Origin of the sequence: Streptomyces sp. VRA16 Mangrove soil (genome assembly GCF_017377775.1) — a bacterium.
Taxonomy (GTDB): domain Bacteria; phylum Actinomycetota; class Actinomycetes; order Streptomycetales; family Streptomycetaceae; genus Streptomyces.
Genome location: NZ_JAFVLN010000003.1, coordinates 340,830 through 355,631 on the forward strand (window position 1 = coordinate 340,830; position 14,802 = coordinate 355,631).

General features: G+C 69.4%; 17 protein-coding genes. 1 reads left to right on the forward strand and 16 read right to left on the reverse strand.

Annotated features, from left to right (window positions below):
* Positions 1-30: 30 nt before the first annotated feature.
* The 11 genes from J3486_RS10955 to J3486_RS11005 all read right to left on the reverse strand — a co-directional run bounded on the left by J3486_RS10955 (position 31) and on the right by J3486_RS11005 (position 9,419).
* Positions 31-921 (reverse strand): diacylglycerol kinase, encoded by an 891-nt coding sequence (locus tag J3486_RS10955; protein WP_207820015.1) that lies wholly within the window; start codon positions 919-921, stop codon positions 31-33.
* A 42-nt stretch (positions 922-963) separates the two neighbouring features.
* The gene (gene tatC, locus J3486_RS10960; protein WP_207820016.1) at positions 964-1,914 is read right to left on the reverse strand and encodes a twin-arginine translocase subunit TatC; all 951 of its coding nucleotides are present in this window, start codon (positions 1,912-1,914) and stop codon (positions 964-966) included.
* A gap of 62 nt (positions 1,915-1,976) precedes the next feature.
* Positions 1,977-2,267 (reverse strand): Sec-independent protein translocase subunit TatA, encoded by a 291-nt coding sequence (gene tatA, locus J3486_RS10965; RefSeq protein WP_207820017.1) that lies wholly within the window; start codon positions 2,265-2,267, stop codon positions 1,977-1,979.
* Between the two features lie 257 nt (positions 2,268-2,524).
* Positions 2,525-2,722, reverse strand: a complete 198-nt coding sequence (locus tag J3486_RS10970) for a hypothetical protein (protein ID WP_207820018.1) — start codon at positions 2,720-2,722, stop codon at positions 2,525-2,527.
* A gap of 9 nt (positions 2,723-2,731) precedes the next feature.
* Positions 2,732-2,977, reverse strand: coding sequence for a hypothetical protein (locus J3486_RS10975; protein ID WP_207820019.1), 246 nt, complete (start codon positions 2,975-2,977; stop codon positions 2,732-2,734).
* Between the two features lie 94 nt (positions 2,978-3,071).
* Positions 3,072-4,028 carry a YafY family protein gene (locus J3486_RS10980; protein ID WP_207820020.1) on the reverse strand — a complete coding sequence of 319 codons (957 nt, stop codon included), beginning with the start codon at positions 4,026-4,028 and terminating at the stop codon, positions 3,072-3,074.
* A gap of 18 nt (positions 4,029-4,046) precedes the next feature.
* Positions 4,047-5,000 carry a YafY family protein gene (locus tag J3486_RS10985; RefSeq protein ID WP_207820021.1) on the reverse strand — a complete coding sequence of 318 codons (954 nt, stop codon included), beginning with the start codon at positions 4,998-5,000 and terminating at the stop codon, positions 4,047-4,049.
* A 173-nt stretch (positions 5,001-5,173) separates the two neighbouring features.
* Entirely contained in the window at positions 5,174-5,548 is a 375-nt protein-coding gene (locus J3486_RS10990) for an FKBP-type peptidyl-prolyl cis-trans isomerase (RefSeq protein WP_207820022.1), read from the reverse strand.
* An 82-nt stretch (positions 5,549-5,630) separates the two neighbouring features.
* Complete coding sequence (locus J3486_RS10995) at positions 5,631-6,647, reverse strand: FKBP-type peptidyl-prolyl cis-trans isomerase (RefSeq protein ID WP_207820023.1); 1,017 nt, start codon at positions 6,645-6,647, stop codon at positions 5,631-5,633.
* A 138-nt stretch (positions 6,648-6,785) separates the two neighbouring features.
* Positions 6,786-8,147 (reverse strand): Pup--protein ligase, encoded by a 1,362-nt coding sequence (gene pafA / locus J3486_RS11000; RefSeq protein WP_026246688.1) that lies wholly within the window; start codon positions 8,145-8,147, stop codon positions 6,786-6,788.
* Between the two features lie 9 nt (positions 8,148-8,156).
* The gene (locus J3486_RS11005) at positions 8,157-9,419 is read right to left on the reverse strand and encodes an MFS transporter (RefSeq protein WP_207820282.1); all 1,263 of its coding nucleotides are present in this window, start codon (positions 9,417-9,419) and stop codon (positions 8,157-8,159) included.
* A 119-nt stretch (positions 9,420-9,538) separates the two neighbouring features.
* On the opposite strand from J3486_RS11005, the gene J3486_RS11010 reads away from it, so the two are divergent.
* A complete protein-coding gene (locus J3486_RS11010) occupies positions 9,539-10,576 on the forward strand; it encodes a LacI family DNA-binding transcriptional regulator (RefSeq protein ID WP_207820024.1) in 1,038 nt (345 codons plus the stop codon).
* A gap of 72 nt (positions 10,577-10,648) precedes the next feature.
* Here the strand turns inward: J3486_RS11010 and prcA are convergent, their stop codons facing one another.
* The 5 genes from prcA to dop all read right to left on the reverse strand — a co-directional run bounded on the left by prcA (position 10,649) and on the right by dop (position 14,762).
* Positions 10,649-11,413, reverse strand: coding sequence for a proteasome subunit alpha (prcA, locus tag J3486_RS11015; protein WP_207820025.1), 765 nt, complete (start codon positions 11,411-11,413; stop codon positions 10,649-10,651).
* Positions 11,414-11,472: 59 nt separating this feature from the next.
* Complete coding sequence (gene prcB, locus J3486_RS11020) at positions 11,473-12,318, reverse strand: proteasome subunit beta (RefSeq protein ID WP_207820026.1); 846 nt, start codon at positions 12,316-12,318, stop codon at positions 11,473-11,475.
* Positions 12,270-12,863, reverse strand: coding sequence for an endonuclease VII domain-containing protein (locus J3486_RS11025; RefSeq protein ID WP_207820027.1), 594 nt, complete (start codon positions 12,861-12,863; stop codon positions 12,270-12,272). Before J3486_RS11025 ends, prcB begins: the two co-directional genes overlap by 49 nt.
* Positions 12,864-12,900: 37 nt before the next feature.
* Positions 12,901-13,119 carry a ubiquitin-like protein Pup gene (locus tag J3486_RS11030; protein WP_016325855.1) on the reverse strand — a complete coding sequence of 73 codons (219 nt, stop codon included), beginning with the start codon at positions 13,117-13,119 and terminating at the stop codon, positions 12,901-12,903.
* A gap of 131 nt (positions 13,120-13,250) precedes the next feature.
* Positions 13,251-14,762, reverse strand: coding sequence for a depupylase/deamidase Dop (gene dop, locus J3486_RS11035; RefSeq protein ID WP_207820028.1), 1,512 nt, complete (start codon positions 14,760-14,762; stop codon positions 13,251-13,253).
* Between the last annotated feature and the right edge of the window lie 40 nt (positions 14,763-14,802).

A 14,802-nucleotide genomic window follows, 5' to 3' on the forward strand; every position in this document is an offset into this window, starting at 1 on the left:
CTACCGGCCGCCACTGACAACGGACGATCATTATCCGGTAAGGACCCGCACGGCTCCTGGTACGCACTCGGCGACCAGGGGAAGCCCTCCGACCGGTTCCCCGTCTGCATACGCGGTGATCCCTTCCGCGACCAGCTCGACCCGCGCCGCCCGGTACACGCTGACCACGGGGTGGGTGAGATGGGTGCCTTTGTAGACGCGCGGAAAGACCCGCAACAGTGTCGTACGGGAGCATTCCCCGACCACGGTCACGTCGAACAGTCCGTCGTCCATCACCGCATCGGCGCAGATCCGCATGCCGCCCCCGTACGAGGTCCCGTTCCCGACGGCGACGAGGGTGGCCGCGACCTCCCGTACCTCACCGTCGCCCAGGGTCAGCCGGAACGGCACCGCCTTGAAGGTGGCCAGCTCGGCCACGATCGCCAGGTCGTACTTGAAGCGGCCCAGCGGCAGCCGCATCCGGTTGCCGCGGTCGTTGACGCGGGAGTCGAAGCCGGAGGCGAGCACGGTGCCGAACCAGTGGTCGCCGATCCGGCCGAGGTCGATCTCGCGTGGCGTCGAGCCCTTGAGCGCCCCGGCGACGAGGGCGCCCGCGGCGGCCGGCTCACGTATCGGCAGGCCGAGGGAGCGCGCGAAGTCGTTGCCGGTGCCGACCGCGACGATCCCGAGCGGGGTCGCCGTTCCCGCGACGGCCTGCAGCGCGAGATTGACGAGCCCGTCGCCGCCGACCGCCACCAGGGCCCCGGTTCCCTCCCGCACCGCGGCACGCGCGCGTGCGAGGGCGTCGGCGGCGTCCTCACCGATGACGGTCCGTACGGAGAACCCGGCGGCCCGCAACGCGGAAGCGGCCGGCTGCGCAGCACCTGCGCCCCGGCCGCGTCCCGCGGTGGGATTGACGAAGAGGGTGATCTCACTGCTCACGGCCGGACCTTAACAACCGGCCCGGCCCGAGCAGGAGTTACCTCAGGTCACATCGTCGTAACCGTTGATCCGGTCCCTGGTCGTCTGCTCGGGCAGCGGCGTCCGGCTCGCGCTCACGGACTCGACCTCGCTGACGTCCTCGGGGGTCAGATCCAGGTCGGACGCCTCGTCGTCGTCGAGGTCGGCGTCCGGGTTGTTGCGCCGCCTGCGCTTGTCGTTCAGCAGCGAGAAGACCACGGCAGCGAAGTAGAGGACCCAGATCGGAGCGGCCAGGGCCAGCATCGACAGCGGGTCGGTGCTCGGCGTCGCCACGGCCGCGAACACCGTGATGCCCATGATCATCCCGCGCCACCAGCCGAGCATCCGCTTGCCGGTGATCGCCCCGATGAGGTTGAGGAACACCAGCAGCAGTGGCAGCTCGAAGGAGAGGCCGAAGACGACGACCATGCGCGTCACGAGGTCGAGCAGGTCGTCCAGGGGCAGCAGGTTCGCCGCATTGCCCGGCGTGAAGCCGATCAGCACCTTGGCGGTGGTCGGCAGGATCGCGTACGCGAAGTAGGCGCCGCACAGGAACAGCGGGACGCCGGTCCCCACGAACCCGTAGGCGTACTTCTTCTCGTGCTTGTGCAGACCGGGCGCGATGAAGCCCCAGAGCTGGTACAGCCAGACCGGCGAGGAGAACACGATGCCGGCCATCAGCGAGATCTTCAGGGCCAGCGTGAACGGCGTCAGCAGACCGTTGACCGTGATCTGGGCGCAGTGCTGTTGCTTGACCTGCGCCAGCTCCGAGAACTTCCCGGTACAGCCGACCGAGTCCAGGATCGGCTGCGTGATCACGTCAATGATCTCGTTGTAGTAGAACGCAGCAACGACCGTGATAATGACGACGGCCAGAAGCGCCTTCGCCAGCCGATTGCGCAGCTCACGCAGGTGATCCGCGAGCGGCATCCGCCCCTCGGGGTCCTTCTCCTGCTTGCGGGCAGACTTGAGCAACCCACGTCCTCATCTCGTGCGGCAGGCCGCCGACAGGGGGCGGCCTTGAGTCCAGCGCTTGATCAGCTCTTCGACGTGTTGGTCGGCTCGGTCACCGGGCGCGAGCTCGTGACGTCACCGGGCGCGGCCTGGATGGTGCGCTGGGCCGGGGTCTGGGCGTCCTGGGCCGGCGGGTCGGACGGCGCGGACGCGGTGTCGTTGCCCTCGTTCTTCATCGCCTTGGCCTCGCTCTTGAGGATGCGGGCGGACTTGCCCAGCGAGCGCGCCATGTCCGGAAGCTTCTTCGCGCCGAACAGCAGGATGATGACGACAAGGATCAGGATGATCTCAGGTGCGCCGAGCTTTCCGAACATATCCGTTTACCTTCTCACTGAGGCGGCAGGGGCGGGACTGCCGGTACCGATCGGACTTCGGACTGTTGTCCGACCACCGTGCTGGCAGCGATCGTATCCCGTGGGGGTGAACAGGGGGCAATCCCTCTGCGTACTCCCAGTTGCGCCCGGCGCCTCACTTCCGGCCGCGTAGAGGAGCGTACCCGGCCGACCTGGGAGCCCGACAGACCACAGGGGTAAAGCGCTTTCCATCGACGGGAATCCGGCCCCTCAAGGGGTCAGACGGCGTCACCGCCCGCACGCGCGACACTGACCGCGGCCCGCTCCAGCTCCTCGGCCGCGGAGTTGATCCGCCGTGTGGTGTCCGCGACTTGGCGGCCGAGCCGCTGCGCCTCGACGAAGACCTTCACCGCAAAGAAGGCGAGCACAGCGAGTCCCAAGAAACTCACAGCCACCGCCACCATCGCCCAGAACATGCGCCGAGCCTAGACGGTCTGATGGAGACGGAGCGTGCGCACCCCGCCACCGGTGAGGAGTTCGACGATCCGCTCACCGGCGGGCTTGCGCACCGCGGCGTCGCACTCGGGGCAGGTGAAGGAGTAGAAGGTGGTGCGGCGGCTGGCGCCGATCGCCAACCGGAGCGCGGACGCGTCGAGTTCGAAGCGAGCGCGGCAGTCCGGGCAGGCGGCCTTGAAGACGACCGGGCCCGGCACCTCAACCATGGTGGACATTCCGGTGATTCCGGCCACATCAACCGTCCCAGTCATATCGCCCACGTCACACCTTCCATCCGTTCGTGCCGTGCCCGCCGTCGTGCCGACGCGCTCACGCGATCCCGTCGTACGCGGCGAGCGCCTCCCGGGCCGCGTCCCGCGCGCTCTCCGCGAGCACGGCGGGCGCCACGATGTGCCCGTCGCGGCCGAGCCGCAGCGCGAGCCGCCGCAGCGAGGAGGGGTCGGGCGTGCGCAGCGTGATCCGCAGGCCGCCGTCCGCCAGTTCCTCGGCGCTGTCGTGCGGGTAGTACTCGGCGACCCAGCGCCCGCCGGGACCGACCTCGACGACGACCTCCGGGTCCTCGGCGGCCGGCTGTACAAGACCCTCGGAGAGATCACGCAGCTCGATCTCGGGCGGCGCGGACGCCTCGTCGAGGATCTTGATCTCGGCGACCCGGTCGAGCCGGAACGTGCGCCGCGCCTCCGACCTGCGGCACCACGCCTCCACGTAGGTGTGGCCGACGGAGACGAGCCGGATCGGGTCGATCTCCCGCTCGGTGACCTCGTCGCGCGCGGGCGAGTAGTAGCGGATCCACAGCCTGCGCCGCTCGGCGATGGCCCGGTCGACGTCGGCGAAGACGCCACCCTCGGACTCGAAGGTGACGCTGAGCCGGGCACTGGCACCGGCCGCTTCTCCTGCTGCGGCCTCCAGCTTCGCGGTCGCCCGCAGCAGGGCGAGCCGGTCGCCCTCGCGCAGTCCGGGCAGGGTGGCGACCGCGCGCGCGGCGACCAGCAGGGCGGTCGCCTCGTCGGCGGAGATCCGCAGCGGCGCGGCCACGTCGTCCGGGTTGTGCCACCAGATGCGGTCGCCGTCGGTGTCGATGTCGAGCAGATCGCCGCCGCGGAAGCTCGTCCCGCACAGCGGCAGCACGTCCAGGTCGGAGATCAGCTCGTCCTGCGTGATGCCGAAGGCCCGGGCCACGTCCTCCACGCGCGCGCCGGGGCGCTCGCGCAGATACGTCACCAGGGACAGCATCCGCCGGGTCTGATCGATGGCATTGGAAGCCATACTGCTCTGTTCTCCCCCTCAGCCCTTGGCCACGGCGCGCAGCCGGTCCACGACGTCGGCCCGCAGCTCGGCGGGCTCGAGCACGACCACGTCGGGGCCGAACTCCACGAGCCAGGCGTCGAGCCCGTGCCCGTACGGGATCTCCAACTCGTCCCAGCCGTCGCCCCGTTCCCGTACGGAGACGGCCTTGGCGCGCAGCGGATAGCCCGAGCCGGCCCGCAGCCTGATCAGCGCGGAGCGGTCGGCGGTCTCGCCGGCCCAGCCCGCGACGGTCTCACGGACGGTGACGACGTCCGGCACCGGCGCCTTGAACTGTCCGGCGCGCGAGCGCACCTTCCCGGTGATCCGGGAGAGCCGGAAGACCCGCTCGGCCTCCCGGTCGCGGTCCCAGCCCGCGAGGTACCAGTGACCGCGCCAGCATTCGAGCGCCCACGGCTCGACGTGCCGCTGCTCGGGGCGGGCGGCGGTGGCCTTGCGGTAGTCGAAGACGACGGGGCGCCGGTCGCGGCAGGCCAGCATCAGCGGTTCGAAGGCCGCCTCGTGCGCAGGGATCCGGGGTTCGAGGGCGCCATGGCTCTCGTACGGGTCCAGGTCCTCCGGCATCCCGGCGGCGCGCAGCTTCTGCAGGGCGCCGCTGGCGGCACCGGCGAGCCGGGCCTGCTGCCAGACCTTCGCGGCGAGGCCGAGCGCGGCTGCCTCCTCGGCGTCGAGGGTGACGGGCGGCAGGTGATTGCTGTCACGGCGGGCGAGATAGCCGACCTCGCCGTCCAGGTTCTCCACGGTCTCGATGACGAGACCCAGCTCCCGCAGATCGTCCTTGTCCCGCTCGAACATGCGGTTGAAGGAGTCGTCGTTGTTCGCTTCCAGGTAGGCCTCGATGGAGCCACGCAGCTCGCGCTTGCTGAGCGGGCGACGCGTCCCGAGCAGACACAGCGCCAGATTCATCAGCCGCTCGGCCTTGGCAATCGCCATCGACGCCCTTTCCCGTTGTCATTCCCCATGCGGGTCCCCGTACAGCTCCCGACGGTCGACCGTACCGCCCCGGGGTGTCGTGGCAAAAGCCAGGGGCAAAGGAAGAGCGCGAAGAGCCCGTGCCAGCAGGCACGGGCTCTTCGATGACCACTTGTGGTCGTCGGGTGACCGACTCAGACGGCGACGAGGTCGCAGACGAAGATCAGCGTCTCACCGGGGGCGATGCGGCCGCCACCGGCGCCGCGGTCGCCGTACGCGAGGTGCGCGGGGATGGTCAGCTCACGACGGCCGCCGACCTTCATGCCCTGCACGCCCTGGTCCCATCCCGCGATGACCTGGCCGGCGCCGAGCTGAAACTGCAGCGGCGTACCGCGGTTCCAGGAGGCGTCGAACTCCTCGCCGGTGGAGAAGGCCACGCCCACGTAGTGGACGGAGACGGTGGCGCCCTTTTCCGCCACCGCGCCGTCGCCCTCCCAGATGTCCTTGATCTGGAGGTCCGCCGGCGGCTCGCCCACGGGGAAGTCGACCTCGGGCTTGTCGATGCTCACGTGAATTGCTCCTGCTTGTTGGCTGTCGGGCAACCGGGACAGTCTGCCATCAAAGGGCAGCTCGATGCGCGCTGTCGGCAGGTCAGTGCGCGGCGAGGATGTCGACCACGAAGACCAGGGTCGAGTTGGCCGGCAGGGTCTTGCCCTGGTCCTTGCTGCCGTACGCCTGCTCCGGCGGGATCACCAGGAGGACGCGGTCACCGACGTGCTTGCCGACGATGCCCTTGTCCCAGCCCTTGATGACCTGGCCCTGGCCGATGGCGGTGGAGAACGGCTGGCCCGTCTTCCACGACGAGTCGAACAGCTCGGCCTTGGCCTTGCCCTGGTTCAGCTTCCAGGCGGCGCCGGAGTACTGCATCGTGACGGTCTGGCCGCTCTTGATCTCGGCACCCTTGCCGTTGATCAGGACCTGGTCGACGAGCTTCTTCGGCGGGTCGTTCTTCGGGATCGAGATCGTGGCCGGCTCTTCCTTGTCGGCCTTGATCTGCGGCAGGTTCGACGGGATCGCGGCCTGGGTGCCCTCGGCCTTCTTCGGGATCACCTTGCCGACGTCGAGCGCGAAGACGAGGGTGTCGGTGCCTGTGATGCCGACCTGCTGATTGCCCTGGGCGCCGAAGCCCGCGGCGGGCGGCGCCACGACGAGGATCCGGCTGCCCTCCTTCTGGCCGACGACGGCCTGCGCGAACGCGGGCAGCTGGCCCGCGGCGCCCGCGGTCACCATCTGCTCACCGCCACCCTGCGCACCGTAGGTGGTGCCGAGGTCCTTGCCGCCCTTCCAGATCTTGCCGGTGAAGTTCATCGACACCAGGTCGTTCTTCTGCACCGTGGCGCCGTCGCCCTGGGAGAGCGTGTGCACGACGAACTTGTCGCTCGGGTCGCCCTTGGGCAGCGTGATCGTCGCCTTCTTGCCGTACGCCCCCGCGACCTTCGGCATCGGGTTCGCGGTGTCCACCGCCTTGGGCACGGCGGCGGCCTGCGGCGACGCGGACGAGGAGTCCGCCTTGTCCGTGGCGTCCTTCTTGCCGTCGTCGCTGCCGCAGGCGGTCGCGGTCAGCGCCAGTGCCGGCACGATCAGTAGAGCTGCAAGTCGGCGTCGCACAGGGATCCTCAAGTCGCTCGAATACGGTCCGGCCACTCTAGGCCCTTGCACAGCGATTCCAAGAGCATGCACAGGGCCCCGTACGAATGATTCGTACGGGGCCCTTGGCCGGATTGGCCGGGCTCGCGCCCGTGTGACCTACATCCCTGCGATCAGCTTCTCCACCCGGTCGTCCACGCTGCGGAACGGGTCCTTGCACAGCACCGTGCGCTGCGCCTGGTCGTTCAGCTTCAGGTGCACCCAGTCCACCGTGAAGTCACGACGCTGCTCCTGGGCCCGCCGGATGAAGTCGCCGCGCAGCCTCGCGCGCGTGGTCTGCGGCGGCACCGACTTGCCCTCGAAGATCTTCAGGTCGTTGCAGATCCTCGTCGCCTGGCCCTTCTTCTCCAAGAGGTAGTAGAGCCCACGACGCCGGTGGATGTCGTGGTAGGCGAGGTCGATCTGCGCGACCCTCGGGTGCGACATGGTCATGTTGTGCTTGGCCCGGTACCGCTCGATGAGCTTGTACTTCATGACCCAGTCGATCTCGGTGCCGATGCGGTCCAGGTCCTCGGCCTCGATCGCGTCGAGCGTGCGGCCCCACAGCTCCAGGACCTGGTCGACGGTGCCGGTGCGGATGCCCCGGCGCTCCACGAAGTCGACGGCCTTCTCGTAGTACTCGCGCTGGACCTCCAGGGCGGAGGCCTCGCGGCCGCTGGCGAGGCGGACCTTGCGGCGGCCCGTGATGTCGTGACTGACCTCGCGGATCGCCCGGATCGGGTTCTCCAGGGTCAGGTCGCGCATCACCGTGCCCGCCTCGATCATGCGCAGCACCAGGTCGGTGGCGCCGACCTTGAGGAGCATGGTCGTCTCGGACATGTTCGAGTCGCCGACGATGACGTGCAGCCTGCGGTAGCGCTCGGCGTCCGCGTGCGGCTCGTCCCGGGTGTTGATGATCGGCCGGGAACGCGTCGTCGCGGAGCTGACGCCCTCCCAGATGTGCTCGGCGCGCTGGCTCACGCAGTAGACGGCACCGCGCGGCGTCTGCAGCACCTTGCCCGCGCCGCACAGCAACTGACGCGTGACCAGGAACGGAATGAGGATGTCCGCGAGCCGGGAGAACTCCCCGTGCCGCGCCACCAGGTAATTCTCGTGGCAGCCGTAGGAGTTGCCGGCCGAGTCGGTGTTGTTCTTGAACAGGTATACGTCGCCTGCGATGCCCTCCTCGTGCAGACGGCGCTCTGCGTCGACGAGCAAGCCTTCGAGAATGCGCTCACCGGCTTTGTCGTGGGTGACCAGCTCGGTCACGTTGTCACATTCGGGAGTTGCGTATTCCGGATGCGATCCCACGTCCAGATACAGGCGGGCGCCGTTCCGCAGAAAGACATTGCTGCTGCGGCCCCATGACACGACACGGCGGAAGAGGTACCGCGCCACCTCGTCAGGAGACAGGCGGCGCTGTCCCCTGAACGTACATGTGACGCCGTACTCGTTCTCCAGCCCGAAAATGCGGCGGTCCATGACTGAACATTACGCCCGATCCTGCGAGCTGAAACGGGGTTCGACAGCACGGTTTGGATCATTTTCCGATGAGAGCGCGACACGCCCGGACGTGTGCGCGGCCGAAAGCACCGTGCCCGTGGCCAGCAGAACCAGCAGCGCCACCGCTCCCGTCGCCGCCGGCACCGCGAACCCCCACCGGGTGCCGCCCCACTCGACGACCGGCCCCGCGACGGCCGTTCCCACGCTGGCCCCCACGGTGAACGTCGTCACGAGCCAGGAGAACGCCTCCGTCACCGTGCCCTGCGGAGCGTGCCGGTCCACGACGATGAACGCACAGGCGATCGAGGGCGCGAGGAACACTCCGGCCACCGCCGTCAGGAGCACCATCGCCACCGGACCCGGCATCAGCGTCAACGGCAGGTAGCACAGGGCCAGCAGAGCGACCAGCCACCGAAGTCGCGCCTCCGGGGCGCCACTCCACCGCCGCGCCCCGTAGACCGTGCCGCCCACCAGCGCGCCGAGGCCGAGCGCGGCCATCATCCAGCCGTACGTGGCGTCCCCGCCGTTCCCGTCGTCGGCGTAGGCCACCCCGGCCACGGTGATCGACCCGAGCGCGAGCCCGATGAACAGGAACGCGGCCAGCAGCGCCAGCAGCCCCGGCGAGCGCAGCGCCCCCAACCAGTGCGCCTCGCGCGGCGCCGAGCGCCACTGCCGCGACGGCTTCGACAGCACGACCGACAGGGCGCCCAGCACCCCGATCACGTTCAGGACGATCAGCGCCGCCTGCGCCGACCAGAGCGACACGCAGACCGTCACCAGCAACGGGCCCACGGTGAACATGACTTCCTGCGCGATCGCGTCCATCGCGTACGCGGTGTGCACCTGCTCCTCGCGCGGCAGCACACTCGGCCACAGCGCCCGCAGCCCGCCCTCCAGCGGCGGCGTGAACAGACCGGCGGCCGCCACGGCGGCGTACGCCACCGGAAGGGATCCGGTGCCGGCGCACGCGAACACCGACATGGCCAGCGCCGAGAGCACCGCGGCGGGCAGCTGCACCCGCGGCTGCCCGCGCAGATCCACCAGGCGCCCGAGCACCGGCTGCCCGATCGCGTTCGCCACTCCGTACACCGCGGCGAGCCCGCCCGCGAGGCTGTACGTGCCGCCCTCGTCCCGGACGAAGAGCACAATGGCGATCGCCGCCGTGGCATTGGGCAGCCTGCCCACCAGCGTCCCCGCGAGCAGCCGCATCGCGTGCCGCGCCCTGAGGATCTCCGCATAACCCGCGGCCATCGCCTGTCCCATCCATCGAGGTGTTACGTATAACGTGTAGAGGTTATACGTAACACGCACGCCCCGGACAGAGCCACCCGATAACCTCGGCCACCGGAACAACCCTCGCGGAGGCAGCAGTGACCAGCGGCACGGAAGGCACCGCCACCACCCGGCCCACCAGCCGGGACGTGGCGCGCGCCGCCGGAGTGTCCCAGGCCGCCGTCTCCCTGGTCATGGGCGACAAATGGCACGGCCGGGTCTCCGAGACCACCGCCGAACGCGTCCGCGCCACCGCCCGGCAGCTCGGCTACCGCCCCAACCTCGCCGCCCGCAATCTCCGTCTCGGCCGCACCCGCACCGCACTGCTCGTCGTCCCCGCGCTCACCAACGAGTTCTTCGCGGGGGTCTACACCGGCGCCGCGCGCATCGCCGCCCGGCACGACTTCGGGGTCGTGCTCTACCCCTCCCCCGACGGCATCGGCCCGGCCCGCGATCCCTTCCCCAACGCCCGTGCCGCCCTCGACGGCATCCTCGCCTCCTCCATGGCGGCCGACGCGGTCACCAGCCTGCGCGGCGACGGTCTCCCCCTGGTCATGCTCGACAGCGACCCGACCGGCAGCCTCGGCGCCGCCACGGTCAATCTCGACCTGGCCGACGGCATGCGCCAGGTCACCGACCACCTCCTCGCGCACGGCCACCGCCACTTCCTCCATCTCGCCTCGGCCGTCGACTCCTGGACCTTCGACATCCGCGCCGCCGAGCTGGCCGCGCGCACCGCCCGCGTGCCCGGCACCACCGTGCGCACCGTCCGCTCGCCCCTGACCGTCGACGACGCCCTCGCGACGACGGAGCGAGCCCTGCGCGCCTCGGGCGCCCACCGGCCCACCGCCGTCGTCTGCGACGACGACAAGCTCGCCGCGGGCGCCTACAAGGCCGCCCGCCGCACGGGCCTGCGCGTCCCCGACCAGCTCTCCGTCACCGGCTTCGACGACCTCTCCCTCGCCACCGCGATCGAGCCGGAACTGACCACCGTCCGGCTGCCGGCCGAGGAGTTCGGCGAGCGCGGAATGCGGGCCCTGCTCGACGTCCTCGACGGCCGCACCCCGCAAACCACCCCGCTCCCCGTCCAGTTGATCGTCCGCGGCTCCACCGGTCCCGCACCGTCGGCCTCCTGACACACGTGTGCCCCGGCCGGTTCGAGAACCGGCCGGGGCACACGCACGACGAGCTACGCGCCGGGCGCCTCGCTACTCGTCGGACGAGCTCTCGTCGGAGACGGCCTCCGACTCCGCCTCCGTCGTCGCGGCAGCCCCCTCGGCCGTGAGGAGCCGCGACAGCTGCCGCCCCGCGATCCGCTTGAACTTCCGCTGCTGCGGTCGCGTACGGTCCAGGACCGCCACCTCGAGACGCTCCGCGGGAATCTCCCGCTCGCTGCCGTTGGTGTCCCGCGACAGCGCCTGCACGGCCAGCTTCAGCGCCCCGGACAGCGACATGCCGTCCTGGTGGCGCTGGTCGAGGAACGTGCTGATCTGCTCCGCGTTCCCCCCGACCGCCACCGAGCCGTGCTCGTCGACGATCGATCCGTCGTGCGGCAGCCGGTAGATCTGGTCGCCCTCGGCGGACTCACCGACCTCCGCGACGACCAGCTCCACCTCGTACGGCTTCTCGCCCGCGCTCGAGAAGATCGTGCCGAGGGTCTGCGCGTACACATTGGCCAGGCCACGGGCCGTGACGTCGTCACGGTCGTAGGTGTAGCCCCGCAGGTCCGCGTAGCGCACACCGCCGATGCGGAGGTTCTCGTACTCGTTGTACTTACCGGCGGCCGCGAAGCCGATCCGGTCGTAGATCTCGCTGAACTTGTGCAGCGCACGGGACGGGTTCTCGCCGACGAACACGATGCCATCGGCATACTGCAGCACGACCAGGCTGCGACCGCGGGCGATGCCCTTGCGCGCGTACTCCGCGCGGTCGGCCATCGCCTGCTGGGGTGAGACATAGAACGGCGTCGACACCGGCTATCCGTCCCTTTCTGTCAGTGACTCAGTGACTGGGCAACAAAGAGGCGGTCAGCTCACAGCAGAGCGGCCCGCGGGCCGTCCGGCTGCTCGAGACGGCGCTCCAGGATCGACCGTGCGATCTCGGACGACTCGTCGTCCGACAGCCGCCGGAACCCGTCCTCCGTGATCACCGTGACGATCGGGAAGATCCGCCGCGCCATGTCGGGGCCACCCGTCGCCGAGTCGTCGTCCGCCGCGTCGTACAGCGCCTGCACGACCAGCGTCGTCGCCTGCTCCTCCGTCAGATCGCCGCGGTAGAGCTTCTTCATCGCCCCGCGCGCGAAGACCGAACCGGACCCCGTCGCCGCGTAACCGTGCTCCTCGCTGCGGCCGCCCGTGACGTCGTAGGAGAAGATCCGTCCTCTCTCGCGGTCCACGTCGTACCCGGCGAACAGCGGTACGACGGCAAGGCCCTGCATGGCCATCCCGAGGTTCGACCGGATCATGGTCGACAGCCGGTTGGCCTTGCCCTCCAGGGACAGCTGGGCGCCCTCGACCTTCTCGAAGTGCTCCAGCTCCAGCTGGAAGAGCTTGACCATCTCGACGGCCAGACCGGCGGTGCCGGCGATGCCGACGGCCGAGTACTCGTCCGCCGGGAAGACCTTCTCGATGTCCCGCTGCGCGATGACGTTGCCCATCGTCGCCCGCCGGTCACCGGCGAGCACCACGCCCCCGGGGAACGTGACGGACACGATGGTCGTGCCGTGCGGGGCCTCGATGACGCCCTGCATCGGCGGCAACTGCCGGTTGCCCGGCAGCATTTCGGGCTGATGCTCCGACAGGAAGTCCATGAAGGACGACGACCCGGGCGTCAGGAAGGCAGCTGGTAGACGCCCGGTGCTACGAGGGTTGGCTTCCACACGTTTCCTTCCACGTATGCGGCGGCCCGTCTCATCACGTCGGGCCGATCCTTGAACTGCCCCAGGGCTGCATTGCAGCTGAAGCACAGTACGCCACGGACCCTACCCGTCTCGTGGCAATGATCCACATGCTCCGGCACGGCCGCCAAGCAGATACAGCAGACGCCTACTTGGGAGGCGATCAGCTCGTCGCGCCCGGCTTCGGTGATGCCGTACTGGCGCTTCAGGTGACCGGCCCGCCCCTTGGCCGCCCGGCAAGACTTACAGCTCGTCGACAGACCATCTGACGCGCTTGCGTTTCGATGCCACTCGCTGTGCGGCTTGATCTCCCCGCACGGACGGCAGTACTTGTGCCCGTCCGGAGTCGGCACCTTCGGCCTGACGTTCCTCCCCCTGGCGAGCTGCCGCTCCTGGTGATACACGGCCCAGCATGCGCGACAGTAAGCCTGGAGACCTTCACGACCAGCCCGATTTCCAGCGAAGGCCGCCCGCGGTTTGACCTCTCGGCACCGCGAGCAACACTTCGTTTCCGCCCAGTCCGCCACTCAACCCCCACCCCTTCGATTCGAAGGTTGAATAGCCCTACTGGCCGCCCTTTTGAACGAAACTCCGCACGAAATCCTCCGCATTCTCCTCGAGGACATCGTCAATCTCGTCCAGAACCGAGTCGACATCGTCGCTCAGCTTCTCCTGGCGCTCCTTGAGGTCCTCGGAAGCCTGCGCGTCCTGCGCCTGCTCCTCGACCTCCTCGGTGGAACGCGTCGCCTTCTGCTGCCCGCCGCCGGTGTCCTTGGTCGCCATCTCAGCTCACCCCGCTCGGTTCGAGATACAGGTCGTTCGTGATCAGAACCCTACAAGTCGGCTCTGACATCGGCCCCGCACTTCGTTCAACGTGCGGGGCCCACCTCTGTGATTCCCCTTCGCCCGGCTTTTCAGCCGCCGGACAGCACCCGGACCAGATCCTCGGCCGTCCGGCACCGGTCGAGCAGCTCCTTCACGTGATTACGCGTTCCGCGAAGGGGTTCGAGGGTTGGGACGCGCTGGAGGGAGTCGCGGCCCGGCAGATCGAAGATCACCGAGTCCCAGGAGGCCGCGGCGACGTCGTCCGCGTACTGCTCCAGGCAGCGGCCGCGGAAGTACGCCCGGGTGTCCTCGGGAGGCTTCGTACGGGCCCGCTCGACCTCGCTCTCGTCCAGGAGGCGCTTCATCTTGCCGCGGGCCGCCAGACGGTTGTACAGGCCCTTCTCGGCGCGTACGTCCGCGTACTGGAGGTCGAGGAGGTGCAGCTTGGCGGCGTCCCAGTCCAGGCCGTCGCGGCGCCGGTAGCCCTCCATGAGCTCGCGCTTGGCGACCCAGTCGAGCTCGCCGGACAGGCTCATCGGGTCGGACTCCAGGCGGCCGAGGACGTCCTCCCAGCGGGACAGCACGTCCTTGGTCTGGTCGTCGGCGTCGGCGCCGAAGCGCTCCTCGACGTACTTCCTGGCGAGCTCGAAGTACTCCATCTGGAGCTGGACAGCGGTGAGTGTCCGGCCGCTGCGGAGCGTGATCAGGTGCTGGAGGGTGGGGTCGTGCGAGACCTGGTGGAGGGTGCGGACCGGCTGGTCCACGGCCAGGTCGACAGCGATGAAGCCGTCCTCGATCATGGAGAGGACCAGGGCGGTCGTGCCGAGCTTCAGGTACGTCGAGATCTCGGAGAGGTTCGCGTCGCCGATGATCACGTGCAGCCGGCGGTACTTCTCCGCGTCCGCGTGCGGCTCGTCGCGGGTGTTGATGATCGGGCGCTTGAGCGTGGTCTCCAGGCCGACCTCGACCTCGAAGTAGTCGGCGCGCTGGCTGATCTGGAAGCCGTGCTCGTGACCGTCCTGGCCGATGCCGACACGGCCCGCGCCGGTCACGACCTGGCGGGAGACGAAGAACGGCGTCAGGTGGCGCACGATGTCCGAGAAGGGGGTCTCCCGCTTCATCAGATAGTTCTCGTGCGTCCCGTAGGAGGCGCCCTTGTTGTCGGTGTTGTTCTTGTACAGGTGGATGGGCTGGGCACCGGGGAGCTGGGCGGCCCGCTCGGCGGCCTCGGCCATGATGCGCTCGCCGGCCTTGTCCCAGAGGACGGCGTCGCGGGGGTTGGTGAGCTCCGGGGAGCTGTACTCGGGGTGTGCGTGGTCGACGTAGAGGCGCGCGCCGTTGGTCAGGATGACGTTGGCCAGGCCGATGTCCTCGTCGGTGAGCTGGCTGGAGTCGGCGGCCTCGCGGGCGAGGTCGAAGCCTCGGGCGTCGCGCAGCGGGTTCTCTTCCTCGAAGTCCCAGCGGGCCCTGCGGGCCCGGTGCATCGCCGCGGCGTAGGCGTTGACGATCTGGGACGAGGTGAGCATGGCATTGGCGTTGGGGTGGCCGGGCACGGAGATCCCGTACTCGGTCTCGATGCCCATTACTCGCCGTACGGTCATGCGGCCCTCCTTGCCCGGCGGCGCCCTCGGTCGGGGGCGG

Coding starts and splice junctions, on each gene's coding strand:
- tatA (WP_207820017.1), bottom strand. CDS start 2,267: ATGTTCGGAAAGCTCGGCGCACCTGAGATCATCCTGATCCTTGTCGTC.
- J3486_RS10970 (WP_207820018.1), bottom strand. CDS start 2,722: ATGTTCTGGGCGATGGTGGCGGTGGCTGTGAGTTTCTTGGGACTCGCT.
- J3486_RS10975 (WP_207820019.1), bottom strand. CDS start 2,977: ATGTCCACCATGGTTGAGGTGCCGGGCCCGGTCGTCTTCAAGGCCGCC.
- J3486_RS10980 (WP_207820020.1), bottom strand. CDS start 4,028: ATGGCTTCCAATGCCATCGATCAGACCCGGCGGATGCTGTCCCTGGTG.
- J3486_RS10985 (WP_207820021.1), bottom strand. CDS start 5,000: ATGGCGATTGCCAAGGCCGAGCGGCTGATGAATCTGGCGCTGTGTCTG.
- pafA (WP_026246688.1), bottom strand. CDS start 8,147: ATGGACCGCCGCATTTTCGGGCTGGAGAACGAGTACGGCGTCACATGT.
- J3486_RS11005 (WP_207820282.1), bottom strand. CDS start 9,419: ATGGCCGCGGGTTATGCGGAGATCCTCAGGGCGCGGCACGCGATGCGG.
- J3486_RS11030 (WP_016325855.1), bottom strand. CDS start 13,119: ATGGCGACCAAGGACACCGGCGGCGGGCAGCAGAAGGCGACGCGTTCC.
- dop (WP_207820028.1), bottom strand. CDS start 14,762: ATGACCGTACGGCGAGTAATGGGCATCGAGACCGAGTACGGGATCTCC.